Genomic DNA, 15,022 nt, shown 5'->3' with positions numbered 1-15,022 from the left:
GCTCCCCAAGGGCGGTCCTGACGGCGCACACCGTAGAACGCGTTTCAGAAATTGGGAATGGCGCGCCCCGGGCGAATTCCGCATCAGCGGCAGCCTCACATGAGGCTCTCCAGGAACTCCGAGCAGGCGTCGGCGCAGGTCCGGCAGGCGGCCGCCGCCGACTCGGCGCCGGGCTGCTCGTCGAAGGCGCGGGCGCACTCCAGGCAGACCGAGCGGCACCACTCCAGTCGGACCCGGATCTCGCCCTCGTCCTGCCGGCTCTCCTCGCACAGCACGTGGCACGTGGCGTCACACACCTCGGCGCACATGATGCCGAGCCTGCGCACGCGCTCATGGAGTTCGGTGCCGTCCGGGTCGACCAGGCTCGCGCGCACCGCGCAGGCCCGGGCGCACTCCGTGCACGCCTGGGCACAGGCGAAGCGGTCCTCCAGGAACCGGTAGAGCTGCTGCGAAGTCGGCGTTGTCACACGGTGCGGGTAGCCGGGGCGCAGGGCCGCAAACCACCGCGCGGGACCCGAGGGTGCCCCGGACACGGCCGGGGAGCCGTCGGCAGGAGCCAGGTCGCCGCCTGTCCGCCACCGGTCACGAATAGTGTCCGGTTCGTCCGGTTCTGGGAGGGGTATTCCTGTCTTATGAATACCGCATCGATGCAGCTGGCCGCAGCGAGCGGCCTGATGAGCCTCTTCCTGTTCGTCGTGGCCGTGGCCGTCCTGGCGCTGCTCGCCGGCGGCTTCTGGATGACCTCCCGCGTCAAGTACCGCGAGTCCCCCCGGCCACGGCCCGAGGAGCAGCCCAAGCTGCCGCCGGAGGGGCCGGTGCGCGAGGTGCGGCAGAACAGGGACTACGAGGAGGTCCCCCAGACCCCCGAGGGCGGCCGTCCGCTCACCCCGTACGACCTGAGGAACCAGGACTCCAAGCCGAGCGAGTCGACGGAGCGGCCGCGCTGGAGCCGGGGTTCCAGCGGCTCGTTCGGCGGCGGCGGCCTCGGCGCCCACTGAGCCGGCGGCCACTGAGCCGGCGGCCACTGAGCCGGCGGCGACCATCGCACCCGGACACCGAGTCACTCCGGCAGTCTGCCCGTGCCGGTCCGTCGTGCGTCCCCCAGGAAGCAGGAATCCTTCAGGAATCCTTCCGGGCGGCGTCCAGGCGGCCGACGCGGGCCACGTTCTGCCGGTCCTCCGGGTCCTGGCTGGGCTCGCCGGCGAACCAGGCGTCGAGGATCTCCTGCAGCAGGGGTTCGGAGGTCAGGCGCAGGCTCAGCGCGAGGACGTTGGCGTCGTTCCAGCGGCGCGCCCCGTCCGCCGTGACGGCGTCCGTGCACAGCGCCGCGCGCACGCCGGGCACCTTGTTGGCCGCGATGGACGCACCCGTGCCGGTCCAGCAGCACACCACCGCCTGATCGGCGGCCCCCTCGGCCACGTCACGGGCGGCCGCCTCCGAGCAGGCCGCCCACTGGGCGTCGGCACCGGGCCGCAGGGCGCCGTGCGGATACACCTCGTGGCCGCGCCGCCGCAGGTCCTCGACGAGTGAACGGGCCACGGGTTCGTCCATGTCGGACGAGACGGAGATACGCATGGCCTGGAGCGTAATGGCTGTCGCGCCGCGGGCCCGGTGCGGATCACGGCCCGGGGCTCACACGGATTACGGCTCCAGGCGCACTGTCGCATGCCGGGCGCGGGTGAGCTGCGGCTGGTCGCGCAGTCCCCCGCGCCAGTTCGGGACGCTCACGGGTGGTCGGGCTGCTGTGCCGGAGGCACGCCTCCGCCCTCGCCGCCGCCCTTCTTGCCCTTGTCCGAGCCGTGCGGGCGGCCGCCCGCGGCGCGCTCGGCCGCGTGCCGGGCCTTCGTCTGGCCGCTGTCCTGCGGGGTGGCGCCCCCCTTGTCACTGCGCCGCTGTTCGGGTTGCTGCGGATTGGACATGCGCCGGACTCCCTCCCGGTGGTGCGTGGTGCCTACGGGCTCCGGGTTCCCAGGCCGGCGCGGGTCACCCCCGCCGTCCTCGGGGGGCGCGGCGGAGCCGGTCACCGTCCGGTGGAGGTGTTCGAGGGCGTCGAGGAGCACCGAGCGGTCGTACCAGCTCAGCCAGGCCGCCGTGTCGGAGGCCAGCACACCGAGAGCCTCGGCCTGGGCGGCGGTCGGCCGGTGCCCGGCGTCGGGCCACTGCAGGGTGATCACACCGGTGCAGGAGCCGGCCGAGGACAGGACCGGGATGCTCTGCAGGGCACCGGTCCCCGTGCTCAGCAGGACCCTCCGGGCCTCCTCGGAGAGAAGGGCGTCGGCGGCCACGTCCGGCACGCTCACCCGCTGTCCGCACAGCCGGGCGAGCGCGTCGGCCGTGCCCTCGTCCCGGCCGCGCACGAGCAGGTCGACGAACGTGTCCGCGCAGCCGTAGTGGGTCTCCGGCATCAGCGCGTTCACGGCCGGGTCCACGAGCCGCACATAGCCGGCCGGCGCCCGCCCGATGGCGAGCGCCTCGTGCAGCACGGCGTCGATCATCTGCCGCCGGTAGCGGAGGTCGCGGCCGTCGCGGGCCAGGATCCGCAGCTGCGGCACGGGCGCGGGGCTGCGGCCCCGGAACCACACCTCGCCGTCCGGGGGCCGGGCGACGACCACGGCGGAGACGAGGACGCGCAACGGCACGTTGAACCGCTGCGAGGCCTCGCGCAGCGCCCGGAAGGCGGTCCCGGAGTCGGGCAGGCCGTAGCGGACCATGAGCACACCCTGCGCCATGCCGATGACCGGGGCGGTGCGCACGCGGGCGCGCAGCGCACGGACCTCCTTGCGCAGATCCTCGTAGCTGGGCCGCAGCGGATCCGCCATCTGCGACCGCCAGGCGGGCAGCTCCTCCACCCGGGAGGCGGCCCGGGCCAGCTCCCGCATCGCCTCGTCGAGGGTGGCGTAGAGCCGGACACCGTCCAGGCGGGCGAGGTGCACCGCCTCGCGCACCCCGGGCCGGGCGCGGACGATGATCAGCTCCGGGCGGCCGCTGCGCGCCCGGGTCGCCTCGCTGAGCGTGTGCAGCACGGCGGCACCGCCGAGCTGCACATGGGCCATGTCCAGCACGGGTCGCAGCCCCGCGCGGTCGGCCTGTTCGAGGTGGCCCCGCAGCTCCGCCGACCAGGCCTGGGCGCCCGCGGTGTCGAGGCTGCCGGACATGCGCAGCAGCAGCGCCGCCTCGGCGGGCAGCCCCTCGACGACGGACGACTCGATGACGAGCGGTGCCGGGGCGGCGGACGGGTCGGAGGAGGGATTCATGGCATCACCCGGACAGGACGGTGCGGCGTACTCGGGCGGCCTCTTCCTGACCACTGTGCACGGTAGGGGTCCGGCCTGCGGCCGCGCCGTCCGCCGCGCCGGACGGGGCGGGCCGCTCTGCTCACCAACCGGCGCCGCCGGGCCGTGGGCCGGCCCTTCTCCGGGCCACCAGGGAGTCCAGGGCGGACGCCATGGTGGCGTGCACCCGGACGCCCGGCAGTCCCGCGGCGCGCAGCGCCTCGCGCACATGCGGCCGGGGCTGTACGACGGGCAGGGCGCGGCCGGAGAAGGCCAGGGCCCCGGTGGCCCGGTCCACGGCCCGCACCGCGGCCGCGCAGGCGAGGTACACCTCGGTCATGTCCAGCACGGGGTGTTCCCCGGCCCGGTCGGCCCGGGCGATGTGCTCGGCGAGCGTCTCGGAGAACTCCACGGCGTTGCCGGCGTCGACGGTGCCCCGCGCCTTCAGGACGCTGACGGCGCCGGCCTCGGGCCGGTGCTCGTGCGCGGTGTGCAGGAGCAGCGGGGCCGGGCCGCCCGGGCGGATCCGGGCACGGGACAGCTGACCTTTTTCCATGGGCATCGGGCTTCCTGGATGAGCAGGGATCAGCCAGCCGCGTCTTGACCGGGAAGTTCACTGTGCCCCCGCCCCACGCCCGACGCAACGATTCTCCCCGGGCGTGTCGCACCCAGGCGGTTCAGCCGACATACCGCCGGGCGGGTGAGGTCCGGCGGGCCCGCTCCAGCGCCGCTGGCCGGCGTTCCAGGTCGGGCGGCACCGGGTCGCGCCGGCGCAGCACCCACGGCAGTCCGGCGGTGGCCTGGGCGAAGGCGCGCGCGGAGGCGATGTCCCGGGGCACGGTGCGCATCAGATGCCCGGTGCGGCGCAGCGCGGGCATCAGCAGGCTGGCCGGCCGGTCGCGGGTGATGACGGCGACTGTGATGCGCGGGTCGCCCGCGCCGGCGGCCCCGTGGGGCAGGCCGGTCGCGGACTCAGTGGACATGGGCGGCCCCCGGTCCGGCGTGTCGCGCGCCGTCGGCCGGCCGGAGCAGTGTCAGGCAGGCCGCGGCGACCTCGCCGGAGCGGATGCGCAGCAGCCGGGGGTCGGGCGTACGGCCGTGCGGATCGCCGGGCGGGCCGGGCTTCCACAGGGCCAGGTGGCCGGGGCTCGGGGGCGGTCCCCACAGGTGCGGGGAGACGGGTCCGAACAGGGTGACGGAGCGGGTGCCGTGGGCGACCGCGAGATGCGCCAGGCCGGTGTCGCCGCTGAGCACCAGGGCCGCCTCGGCCACCAGCGCGGACAGCTCCCGGTAGGGCAGGCCGCCGGCGAGCACGTCACCGGCACGCTGTCCGGCGCGCTCGGCGACCGAGCGCACCAGGGCCTCCTCGCCGGGGCCGCCGGTGAGCACCACGTGGTGCCCGGCCGCGCGCAGGGACCGTACGACGGCGGCGTACCGCTCCCCCGGCCAGCGGCGGGAGCCGGAGGCCGCGCCGGGGTGCACGACCACGGCGCCCGGCGCCCGGGACCGGGTGCCGGGCCGGGGCAGGCCGAGGTCGAGGGGGTCGGCCGGGATGCCGTAGGCGTGCAGGAAGGCGCACCAGCGGTCGCGTTCGTGGGCCTGGGCCTGCCACGGCGGGCCGTCCGGGCAGGCGTGGGCGAGCAGCCGGCGCGGGTGCACGGCGGCGAGGGCGTCGCGGCTCTCGGGGCCGTTGCCGTGCAGGTCGATCGCCAGGTCGGGCGGCGGGCCGGTCCAGTGCGCGAGGGACGGCACCGCCCGGCCGGGGGCCTCGGCCGGGAACACGGCGTCGATCGCCCCGGTGGCGAGGGCCGGCTCGGTCAGGCCCGGGGGCAGGGCGAGCAGGATCCGGTGACCGGGGAAGGCCCGGCGGATGCCCCGCAGCGCGGGCACGCCGGCCAGCAGATCGCCGAGGCCCAGCGCGCGCAGCACCAGGAGGGTCGGGGGGTGGTGCGGAGTGTGGGTCACCGAGTGGGACCTCCCAGGGGTGTGGCGGCCGGGGCCGGCCGAGTGGGCGGATATCACGGCGTGGTCGGGAAACACGGGCCGGGCAAGTGGGCGGCAGCGGTCACGCGGGGCGTCCCGCGGTGGGGGCGGGGGCCAGGGCGGCGCGGCGGGCCAGGCCTGTGGTGGAGCGGCCGTCGAGGTAGGGCAGCAGGAGCACCTGGCCGCCCCAGCTCTCCACCAGGGGCTGTTCGGGCAGTTCGGTGCGGGCGTAGTCGCCGCCCTTGGCCCAGATGTGCGGGCGGAGTTCGCCGAGGATGCGTTCGGGCGTGTCCTCGGCGAACACGGCGACCGCGTCGACGCACTCCAGGGCGCGCAGCACCCGGACCCGGTCGGCCGCCGGCACCAGGGGGCGGCCGGCGCCCTTGCGACGGCGCACGGAGTCGTCGGAGTTGACGCAGACGATCAGGCAGTCGCCGGCCCGGCGGGCGGCCTGCAGGAGGGCGACATGGCCGGCGTGCAGCAGGTCGAAGCAGCCGCCCGCGGCCACGACGGTGCCGCCCACGGTCCGGACGCGGGTGGCCAGGCGCACGGCGTCCCCGGTGATGTCGCCGTCCGCGGGGGCGGGTTCGGGCGAGTCCGGCCGCTCCTCGGTGGCGACCGCGCGGGCGCCGCCCTCGGCGACGTAGCGGGTCGCGGCGTGGACGGCGGCCTGTACGGCGGCTTCGGTGAGCGCGCCGTCGGCGAGTTCGCCGGCCGCCGCAGCGGCGAACCGGTCGCCGGCGCCGCACCGGTCGCCGGCCACGGCGGCCGGGGTCGGTACCAGCAGCGGGGTCTCGCCGTGGGAGAACAGTGCGCCGCGCTCGCCGAGGGTCACGGCGACGGCCTGCGCCCGCCAGGCCCGGACGAGGGTCCGCGCGTCCCGGGCGGCGGTGCGCAGGCCCAACTCGTCGCCGGACCCGTCGGCGTCCAGGTGCCGGGCGAGGGCGCGGGCCTCCTGCGCGGAGGGCGTGGCCAGGCGGACACCGGGGACCGGGGGCAGGCCGCGTACGTGGGGGTCCCAGACCAGGGGGGCCGCCGTCCGGCCGAGGGCGTCGCGCAGGACGTCGGCGGTGCCCCGGCCGTAGTCGGCGACCAGGATGCCGGCGGCACCGGTGACGGCGTCCTCGGCGGCCCCCGTCGCCGCGCGGGCGCGTCCCTCGCCGTCGTCCAGGCGCAGCAGCGGCGGTCGCCCGCCATGACCCGGGTCTTGCTGCTCAGGGCGCCCTCCAGTGGAACCTCGACCAGGTTCACGCGGCCGGTCAGCAATCCGCGCAGGGTGTCGCTCGCGGGGTCGTCGCCGAGGGCGGTGACGAGCGTGACCGGGCGGCCGTCGGCGGCGGCGAGGCAGGCGGCGAGGGCCGCGCCGCCGGGGCGGGAGCTGCGCCGGGCGCCGTGCACCACCGGCACGGGGGCGTCGGGGGCCAGGCGCTCGGCCCGGCCGCACAGGTCGTGGTCGAGCAGCGCGTCGCCCACGACGACCAGTGGTGTGCGCGTGCTCGTCATGTGTGTCCCTTCCTGTGGGTGACAGGCGCGCCGGGCGTGGAGCGGCCGACGGTACGGGCCCGGCCGACGAGCCGGCCGACGACGCCCGGCCTGCCGTCCGCCCCGTCGCAGCCGGCCCGGTCGGTCTCCCCGCGTTCGACGGCCTGGTCGAAGGCCTCGCACAGCATGTGCACGGCGACCAGGTGGAGTTCCTGCACGGTGACGGACACCGGGGCGTCGACGCACACCGATTCGTCCGCGCCGAGTTGGAGCGGGTTGGGTGCCCGGCCGGTCAGGGCCCACACCGTCATGCCCAGGCGGCGGGCGCGGTCGGCGGCGGACAGCAGGTTGGCGCTCGCGCCGCTGGTGGACAGCAGCATGAGCACGTCTCCGGGGCGGCCGTGGGCGACGGTCTGCCGCGCGAAGATCTCCTGGACGCCGTAGTCGTTGGCGATCGCGGTCGTGGAGGAGGTGTCGGCGTGCAGGGCGACGGCGGAGAACGGCGGCCGGTCGTCGCGGTAGCGGCCGACGAGTTCGGCCGTCAGGTGCTGTGCCTGGGCGGCGCTGCCGCCGTTGCCCGCGACGAGCAGCCGGGCCCCGGCGCCCAGGCGGCGGGCGAGTTCGGTGCCCCACTGTTCGATCAGGGAGCCGTGGTCGCGGAAGGCGTCCAGGGCCGTGGCGAGGTCGTCGCAGTGGGTGGTGTCGCCGACGGTCTTCATCGCACCACTCCCGAGAGCCAGGGGACCGGGGCGACGGCGCTGTACACCCCCGCCACGCCGTCCGCGACCCGGTCCCAGGTGTAGTGCGTCAGCACCCGCTGCCGGCCGGCGGCCCCGTACCGGGCGAGCCGGTCGGGGTCGGCGAGGAGCGTGCGCACGACCGCGCCGAGGTCGTGGTCCTCGTCGGCCGGGACCAGGACGCCCGTGGTGCCGTCCACGACGGTGTCGAGCTGACCGCCGACCGCGGTGGCGACGACCGGTACGGCACAGGACATGGCCTCCAGCGGGACGATGCCGAAGGGCTCGTAGCGGGGCAGGGACAGCACGAGGTCGGCGCCGGCCATCAGCCGGGGCATGCGGGCCCGGCCGACCCCGCCGAGCAGGGTGACGCGGTCGCCGACGCCGTACTCGCCGGCGACGGCGCAGAGGCGCCGGGCCTCGGGGTCGGTGCCGAGCAGATCGGCCTCGGGGCCGCCCGCGACGATCAGTTCGGTGTCGGGGACGTCGGCCAGGACACGGATGGCGCGGTCGAAGCCCTTGCGGGGCACCAGCCGGCCGACGGACAGCAGCCGCCTGCGCGCGCCCGCCGGGCGGCTGCCAGGGGCGGGCGCGAACTGGTCGGGGTCGACGCCGCAGGGCACGACGCTGATCCGGTCCTCGGGCAGGCCCATCGCCTTCAGCTCGGCGACCTCGTCGCTGCAGGTGGCGATGATCCGGGCGCACTCGTGGCCGACGGCCTCCTCGATGGCCAGGCGCTGCGGGGGGCTGGTGTCGGCGGCGCCCTGGTAGCGCTTCTTCACCGTGCCCAGCGCGTGATAGGTCTGCACGACCGGGATGCCGAGCTCCCGGGCGCCGGCGAGGGCGGCCAGGCCCGACATCCAGAAGTGGGAGTGCACCACGTCCGGTGGGCTCAGCGACCACTGCCGGGCCAGGAAGCTCCCGAACTCGACCATGTGCGGCAGGAGTTGGTCCTTGGGGACGGGCACGGGCGGCCCGGCGGGCACGTGCACCACCTGCACCCCGTCGATGAGGGTCACCCGGTCCGGCAGGCCCGCCGAGTCCCGCCGGGTGTACACCGTGACCCGGTATCCCTTTCTGGCGAGTTGCCGGGCGACCTGCGCCACGTACACGTTCTGGCCGCCGGCGTCCGGTCCGCCGAGCGCGGCCAGCGGGCTGGCGTGCTCGGAGACCATGGCGATGCGTCCTGCCGTGTGCGGACTGCGGCTCATCGTGTGACCTCCTTGATCAGGCGCTCCCAGTCGTCCAGGAAGCGCCGCTCTCCGTAGCGGGCCTGTGCGGCGGCCCGGGCGGCGTCGCCGGTGCGGCGGGCGAGTTCGGGTTCGGCGAGGAAGGCCCGTACGGCGTCCTCCAGTACGTCGAGGCGGTTCGAGACCACCCCGGCGCCCTCGGGTATCGCCTCGCGCACCTCGGTGGTGCCGAGGGCAACCACCGGCATGCCCAGGAACATCGCCTCCAGCAGCGACAGACCGAGCGAGGTCCAGCGCACCGGGTGCAGATAGAGCCGGCAGCGGGCCATCTCCCGGTGCAGTTCGTGCTGGGGCAGATCGCGGGTGCGGCAGCGTTCGGGCGGCAGGTCCAGGTGTTCGGCGAGCCCTTCGGTACGCATGCCGAAGACGTCCAGCGGCGCGGACCGGGCGAACCGGGGCAGCAGGTCGGTGCCGGTCGTACGGCCCCTGCGCAGGGGCTCGTTGACCACGACGGCCGCGCGCCGCTCGGTGCCGGTCCAGCGGTGGCCGGGGTCGATGATGCCGTGCTCGACGACCTCGGTGGGGGCCTGTCCGTTGTCCCACATCAGCCGGTTGAAGTGGGTGACGTGCACGACGGGGATCGCCGACTGCGCGGCCAGCGGGTGGAGTTGGCGCTCGGGGGACTCGTCGGGGCTGTTGTGCTCGACGTACACGGCGGGCACGTCCACGCCGGGCCGGCGGCCGGTCCAGCGCAGGGCCAGGTCGAGTTCGTGCGGCCGCTGCAGCACCATAAGGTCGATGTCGCAGTCCCACAGCTCCTTGGGACTGCGCTCCTGAACGGTCTCGGGCCAGTCCCAGGTCACGGCCCGGCCGAGCCCGTCGGGTCCGCGGTCGTCGGTGACGGGGACCAGGTAGGTGTGCGGGCCCTGCACGAAGGCGGTGAGCCACGATCCGTGCACGTGCCAGACGAGGATGTTCATGTGTGCCGCTCCTGGATGAGCTTGTGCACCGCGCGCACCACGTCCTGCCCGGTGACCTCGTCCAGACAGGGGTGTCCGGGCACGGGGCAGGTCAGCGCCCGGGTGTTCGCGCACGGCGCCGACTGGTCGCCGAGCAGGATGGCCGGAACGCCGTACGGGGCCCAGCGCTCGGCCGGGACCACGGGCGCGAAGAGGGACACGACCGGGGTGCCGACGGCGGCGGCGAGGTGGGCGGGCCCGGTGTTGGCGCTGATGACGACGTCGGCCATGCGCAACACCCCGGCGAGGGTGCGCGGGTCGGTCCGGCCGCCGAGGTCGACGCCCGCGTCCCCGCTCACGCACCGGGTGAGCACGCGCTCGTGCGGGCCGCCGGTGACGACCACGCGGTGCCCGGCGTCGGCGAGCAGCGCCAGCGCGTCCGCGCAGCGCCGTGGGTTCCAGGCGCGGGCGGGGGCGCTCGCTCCGGGGTGCAGGACGACGTACGGGCCGTTGCCGGTCAGGGCGCCAGTGTCCGGGGGCGGCAGGACACGGAGCCGGCCCTCGTCCCCCGGGGGCGGCCGGAAACCCATGGCGGCGGCGGTGTCGAGGGCCGCCTCCACCTCGTGACGGCCCGGCAGTCGCCGGTGCCGTACGTCGAGCAGCCGGCCGGGGTGGTCGACGCTGTCGGCGCCGATCCGGCCGATGCCGGCCAGCCGCAGCAGCAGCGCGGTGGGCAGGGGGCTCTGGTGGAAGGAGGTGAGGACGAGTGCGGCGCCGAAGGACCCGGCGCGCAGCCGGCCGAGCAGGGCGTCTACGTCGTCCACGCTCACGTCGGGCGGGTCGAACCCCTCCCAGGGCGCCTCCCACACCAGCACCTCGTCGACGCCGGGCAGCAAGTGGGCGGCATCCGCGCCGCGCGGACCGCACAGCACGGTGACGTGCTCACTGCGGGCGGCGACGGCACGCACGGCCGGACCGGCGAGCAGCACATCACCGAAGCTGTCGAGCCGGACAACGAGAGCCTTCACAACGGCCCCCACCTTCCCGACCCCGGCGCCGCCGCGTCCCCGGCGAACAGCCACGCCGGACCCCGATCCGCCACGTCCGGCCCGGCGGGCCACGCCCGACCCCGGTCTGCCACGCCTCCCGGGCACAGCCACGCCCGCCCCCGGACCGCCGCACCCCGCTCCGAGAGCCACACCCGCCCCCGGACCGCCGCACCCCGCTCCGAGGGCCATACCCAGCCCCGGACCGCCGCGTCCCGCTCCGAGGGCCACACCCGGCCCCGGACCGCCGCGTCCCGCTCCGAGAGCCACGCCCGGCCCCGGACCGCCGCGTCTCCTTCGGACGCCCACGCGAGATCTCGTTCCTCCAAGTCCCGCTCGGAAGACCACGCCCGGCCCCGGACCACCGCGTCCCGCCCGGAGGGCGACGCCCGGCCCGGAGCCGCCATGTTCTGCCGAGATGGCCACATCCGCACTGGGGCCGACGTCTCCGGCGCAGACGACCGCGCCTGATCAGAGACCGCCACGTCCGGCGAAGACAGCCATGCCCGACCCTGGACCGCCTTGCCCCGCTCGGACACCCACGCCCGACACGGTGCCACCGCCTCCTCCCGACACGGCCGCATCCCGGCCGGGCCGGTCATGTCCAGTAGGGACCAGCGCGACCGATCCGGGCTCCGCCCGCACCCCGAAGACAGCCACACCCGGCCCGCCACCACCACGTCCCCCTCGGACACCCACGCCCAGCCCGGGACCACCGCCTCCTCCCCACACCGCCACACCCCGGCCAGGCCCGTCAGATCCAGCAGAGAGCAGCACACCCCATCCGGGCTCCGCTCGCCCCCCGAAGACAGCCACGCCCGGCCCGCCACCACCGCATCCCCCTCGGACACCCACGCCCGACACGGTGCCACCGCCTCCTCCCGACGCCGCCACCTCCCGGCCGGGCCCGTCAGATCCGGCAGGGGCCAGCACATCCGATCCGGGCTCGGCGCGCCCCCGGGAGGGGTCCACGCCGCAGCAGGGGAAGCCGCGCCCCGCGCGGACGGCCAAGCGCCGTCACCGGCCGGCGCATCCCCCGCAGACCACCACGCGCCATCGCCGGCCGATGCACCCCGCGCAAACCACCACGCCCCGTCACCGGCCGCCGCACCCCCCGCAGACCACCACGCCCCATCACCAGCCGATGCACCCCGTGAAGGCGGCCACGGCCCGGTCGGCCTCGCCGCCCCCGCGAGCGCCCTGCGCACCGCGGTGAGCACGTCCGGGGCGGTCCGGTCGGCGAAGCGGGTCAGTTCCGCGGGGGCGGTGGCCGCGTTCGGTACGAGGATCCCGTGGGCGCCGGCCGCCCGCGCCGCCAGCACGTCGGCCGCTATGTCACCTATGACCAGGCACGCGGCGGGCGGGACGCCGAGTCGTGCGGCGGCCGTGAGGACCAGGCCCGGGCGTGGCTTGCGGCAGGCGCAGCCGGCGTCCGGGGCGTGCGGGCAGAACACCCAGGTGTCCAGGCCGCCCAGCAGGGCGTCGGCGCGTTCGTTGACCCGGTGCACGTCGTCGGCGGTGAGCAGTCGGCGTCCGATGCCGGACTGGTTGCTGATCACCCCGGTGGCCAGGCCGTGGGAGCGTGCGAGTGCGACGGCATCCGCGGCACCGGGCAGCAGTCGGACGCGTTCGGGGTCGCCGTTGTAGGGCACGTCCTCGACGAGGGTGCCGTCACGGTCGAACAGGACGGCCGAGAAGCGGTTCACCCGGCACCTCCCAGGGGTTCGGCGTGCCGGTGGCGGACGACTCCGCGCAGCCAGTGCCGGACGGCGAGGGGCGGGATGAGCACGCTGGTGCCGAGCAGCCCGGCGATCTCACGGGCGGTACGGGGGCCCGGCAGGATGCGGGCGAGGGCGAACTCTGCCGTACCCAGCGTCCACAGGGCCGCGCAGGCGGTGGCGGCGCGGCGGCGCCCGGCGAGTGCGCAGGCGGCCGCGGCGAGCGCGGCACCGGTCACGGCCAGGTGGCGGGGCAGCCGGCCGCGGGGTGCCTGGGCACGGGCCCACCAGTCGCGGCCGTGCAGCCGGTTCATCAGCGCGTCGTCGGCGTTGCCGCGCTGCGCGGGCAGCGAGGCCCACCAGTGGGCCGGGCGGACCGGGTGAGAGGTGATCCGGCGGCCCCGCCGCAGTGTCCAGCCGGCCCGCTGCACCCGCAGGGCGAGGTCGGCGTCCTCGCGGAAGGCACGCGGGAAGCGTTCGTCGAAACCGCCCGCCCGGGCGAGCGCCTCGGTGCGGTAGGCCATGTCGGCGGTGGCCCAGGCGGCGTTCTCCAGGCCCTTGGTGCCTCGTTCCCAGTCGGTGGGCCGGCGGTCCAGGGGCAGGGGGACACGCAACTGCCCCTGGATGCCGCCGACGTGCTCACCGGCTTCCCGCAGGTCCTGGGCGAGCAGCCGGGACCAGGCCGGGAGCACCTGGACGTCGTCGTCGAGGAAGACCGTCCAGGGTGTCGCGACCGTACGCCAGCCGGCGTTGCGGGCGGCGGCCGGGCCCTTGCCGCCGGTGCGCAGGGTCCGTATCCGGTCGAGCAGTGGCCCGGCCGCCTGCAGCGGCAGGTCGCCGTTGCACTCGGGCCGGTCGTCCACGACGATGACCTCGTGCGGGGGGTGCCCTTCGGCAGCGGCGAGCGCGCGCAGGCACTCGGCGAGGCAGGGGCGGCCGATCGTCGGGACGACGACGGTGTAGGCGGGCGCGTCGGTCATGCGAACGCCTTCCCGCGGCGGATCGCGAACGGGCCGAGCACCAGCAGGTCCACGGGCGCGGAGCCGAAGCACTCCAGGGCGTCGCGCGGGTCGTCGACCATGGGCCGGCCGGCCGTGTTCAGACTGGTGTTGACGACCACCGCCAGCCCGGTGCGCCGTTCGAACCCGTCGATCATCCGCGCGACCAGCGGCTCCTGGGCGCGGTCGACGGTCTGGATGCGGGCGGTGCCGTCGACGTGGACCACGGCCGGGATGCGGGCCTTCCAGTCGGCGGCCACGTCGTGCACGAAGAGCATGTGCGGGCTGGGCAGCGGTCCGTCGAAGATCTCGGCCGCGCGTTCGGCGAGCACCATGGGCGCGACCGGCCGGAACTCCTCGCGGCCCTTGACCGCGTTGAGCCGCTCCAGGTTGGCGGCCTTGCCGGGGTGGGCGAGGAGCGAGCGGTGGCCGAGCGCGCGCGGCCCGTACTCGCTGCGACCCTGGAACCAGGCCACGATCCGGTCGGCGGCCAGCGCCTCGGCGGCCGTCTCGGCGATGTCGGCGGGCTCCTCGTACGGTACGGCGGCCCGCTCGAGCCACTCGCGCAGTTCGGCGTCGCTCCAGCCGCGGCCGAGCGCCGCGGTCGCCATCGGCTCCAGGGTGTCCTTCTGCCCGGCCACGTGCGCGGCCGCGCCGAGGGCCGTACCGGCGTCCCCGGCGGCGGGCTGCACCCACACGTGCCTGAAGCCACTCTGCCGCCACAGCCGGGTGTTGGCGACGCAGTTCAGCGCGACACCGCCGGCCATGGTGAGCGCGTCCTCGCCGGTGCGCCCGCGCAGCCACCGGGCCAGGGCGAGCATGGCCTCCTCCAGGCAGAGTTGGGCACTCGCGGCCAGGTCGGCGTGGTCCCGGCTCCAGGCTCCGCCGGCCGGGCGGGCCGGGACGAGTGCGGCCCAGGGGACGGGCCGGGCACGGAAACCGCCCTGCTCGTCGGCCCTGACGTACTCCCGCAGCCGGTCGGCGAAGCGCGGGGAGCCGTAGGAGGCGAGCGCCATCACCTTGAACTCGTCGCTGCTGCGCAGGAAACCGAGGTGCTCGGTGAGGTCCTCGTAGAACAGGCCCAGGGAGTCCGGCAGTTGCTGGGTACCGAGGACGGTCAGCTCACGGTTGGTGCAGCGGCCGGCCAGGTGCGAGCCGCACTCGCCGCGGCCGTCGAGGACGAGCACGGCGCAGTCCGGGTACGGCGAGACCGGCCCGGCGGAGGCGGCGTGCGCCACATGGTGGGGGACGAAGCGGACCTTGGCGGGGTCGAGTCCGGGCAGGGCCTCGGCGAGGAAGCCGGGGGCCTGGCGGGCGTACTCCTGGCGCAGGTGGTCCCAGGGGTCTTCGAGGCCCATCCGCTCGGCGGGGCGGGCGAGCGAGGGGTCGTAGGAGTAGGCGACGGCGTCGAGGCCGGACGGCGTGAGGCCGGTCCGTTCCAGGCACCAGCGGGCGGACTGCTCCGGCAGCTCCCACGCGGAGAAGGGGACGGGCCGCTTGCCGTGCTTGCGGCGCGAGAACCGCTCCTCCTCCGCCGCCGCCACGACCTTGCCGTCGCTGATCAGGGCGGCCGCGGGGTCATGGAAGAGTGCGTTGATACCGAGAACGTGCATGCGCTGTCTCCAGGGCGCGGGCGG

14 protein-coding genes and 1 pseudogene are annotated in these 15,022 nt (G+C 76.0%); 1 reads left to right on the top strand and 14 read right to left on the bottom strand.

Annotated features, from left to right (window positions below):
* Nucleotides 1-95: 95 nt before the first annotated feature.
* A complete protein-coding gene (locus tag LMU33_RS23030) occupies nt 96-467 on the bottom strand; it encodes a four-helix bundle copper-binding protein (protein WP_228622422.1) in 372 nt (123 codons plus the stop codon).
* 165 nt (nt 468-632) lie between these two features.
* Here LMU33_RS23030 and LMU33_RS23025 point away from each other — a divergent pair, with 165 nt between their 5' ends.
* Nucleotides 633-998, top strand: coding sequence for a DUF6479 family protein (locus tag LMU33_RS23025; RefSeq protein WP_228622421.1), 366 nt, complete (start codon nt 633-635; stop codon nt 996-998).
* 121 nt (nt 999-1,119) lie between these two features.
* Here LMU33_RS23025 and LMU33_RS23020 read toward each other — a convergent pair whose 3' ends face one another.
* The 13 genes and pseudogenes from LMU33_RS23020 to LMU33_RS22960 all read right to left on the bottom strand — a co-directional run bounded on the left by LMU33_RS23020 (nt 1,120) and on the right by LMU33_RS22960 (nt 14,998).
* Nucleotides 1,120-1,575: an RpiB/LacA/LacB family sugar-phosphate isomerase gene (locus LMU33_RS23020; RefSeq protein WP_228622420.1), complete on the bottom strand. Its 456-nt coding sequence runs from the start codon at nt 1,573-1,575 to the stop codon at nt 1,120-1,122.
* 149 nt (nt 1,576-1,724) lie between these two features.
* Nucleotides 1,725-3,254 carry an ANTAR domain-containing protein gene (locus tag LMU33_RS23015; RefSeq protein WP_228622419.1) on the bottom strand — a complete coding sequence of 510 codons (1,530 nt, stop codon included), beginning with the start codon at nt 3,252-3,254 and terminating at the stop codon, nt 1,725-1,727.
* Between the two features lie 121 nt (nt 3,255-3,375).
* A complete protein-coding gene (locus tag LMU33_RS23010) occupies nt 3,376-3,834 on the bottom strand; it encodes an STAS domain-containing protein (RefSeq protein WP_228622418.1) in 459 nt (152 codons plus the stop codon).
* 115 nt (nt 3,835-3,949) lie between these two features.
* Nucleotides 3,950-4,255, bottom strand: coding sequence for a hypothetical protein (locus LMU33_RS42035; protein WP_372478044.1), 306 nt, complete (start codon nt 4,253-4,255; stop codon nt 3,950-3,952).
* Nucleotides 4,245-5,237 (bottom strand): glycosyltransferase family 9 protein, encoded by a 993-nt coding sequence (locus tag LMU33_RS23000; protein WP_228622417.1) that lies wholly within the window; start codon nt 5,235-5,237, stop codon nt 4,245-4,247. Before LMU33_RS23000 ends, LMU33_RS42035 begins: the two co-directional genes overlap by 11 nt.
* Before the next feature lie 100 nt (nt 5,238-5,337).
* A pseudogene (locus LMU33_RS22995) lies at nt 5,338-6,758 on the bottom strand (PfkB family carbohydrate kinase).
* On the bottom strand, nt 6,755-7,456 hold the full coding sequence (locus tag LMU33_RS22990) for a D-sedoheptulose-7-phosphate isomerase (RefSeq protein ID WP_228622416.1): 702 nt from the start codon (nt 7,454-7,456) through the stop codon (nt 6,755-6,757). Before LMU33_RS22990 ends, LMU33_RS22995 begins: the two are co-directional and overlap by 4 nt.
* The gene (locus LMU33_RS22985) at nt 7,453-8,685 is read right to left on the bottom strand and encodes a glycosyltransferase (protein ID WP_228622415.1); all 1,233 of its coding nucleotides are present in this window, start codon (nt 8,683-8,685) and stop codon (nt 7,453-7,455) included. The genes LMU33_RS22990 and LMU33_RS22985 overlap by 4 nt, the downstream gene beginning before the upstream one ends.
* Nucleotides 8,682-9,644: a glycosyltransferase gene (locus LMU33_RS22980; protein WP_228622414.1), complete on the bottom strand. Its 963-nt coding sequence runs from the start codon at nt 9,642-9,644 to the stop codon at nt 8,682-8,684. Before LMU33_RS22980 ends, LMU33_RS22985 begins: the two co-directional genes overlap by 4 nt.
* Entirely contained in the window at nt 9,641-10,651 is a 1,011-nt protein-coding gene (locus tag LMU33_RS22975) for a glycosyltransferase family 9 protein (RefSeq protein ID WP_228622413.1), read from the bottom strand. The genes LMU33_RS22980 and LMU33_RS22975 overlap by 4 nt, the downstream gene beginning before the upstream one ends.
* Complete coding sequence (locus LMU33_RS42030) at nt 10,648-12,321, bottom strand: D-glycero-alpha-D-manno-heptose-1,7-bisphosphate 7-phosphatase (RefSeq protein WP_372478047.1); 1,674 nt, start codon at nt 12,319-12,321, stop codon at nt 10,648-10,650. The genes LMU33_RS22975 and LMU33_RS42030 overlap by 4 nt, the downstream gene beginning before the upstream one ends.
* Nucleotides 12,322-12,371: 50 nt before the next feature.
* Nucleotides 12,372-13,367, bottom strand: a complete 996-nt coding sequence (locus LMU33_RS22965; protein ID WP_228622412.1) for a glycosyltransferase family 2 protein — start codon at nt 13,365-13,367, stop codon at nt 12,372-12,374.
* Nucleotides 13,364-14,998: a carbamoyltransferase family protein gene (locus tag LMU33_RS22960; protein WP_228622411.1), complete on the bottom strand. Its 1,635-nt coding sequence runs from the start codon at nt 14,996-14,998 to the stop codon at nt 13,364-13,366. Before LMU33_RS22960 ends, LMU33_RS22965 begins: the two co-directional genes overlap by 4 nt.
* Nucleotides 14,999-15,022 lie beyond the last annotated feature (24 nt).

The sequence above is a fragment of the Streptomyces barringtoniae genome (genome assembly GCF_020819595.1).
GTDB lineage: Bacteria > Actinomycetota > Actinomycetes > Streptomycetales > Streptomycetaceae > Streptomyces > Streptomyces barringtoniae.
This window is presented reverse-complemented; position numbering and strand designations above follow the sequence as displayed.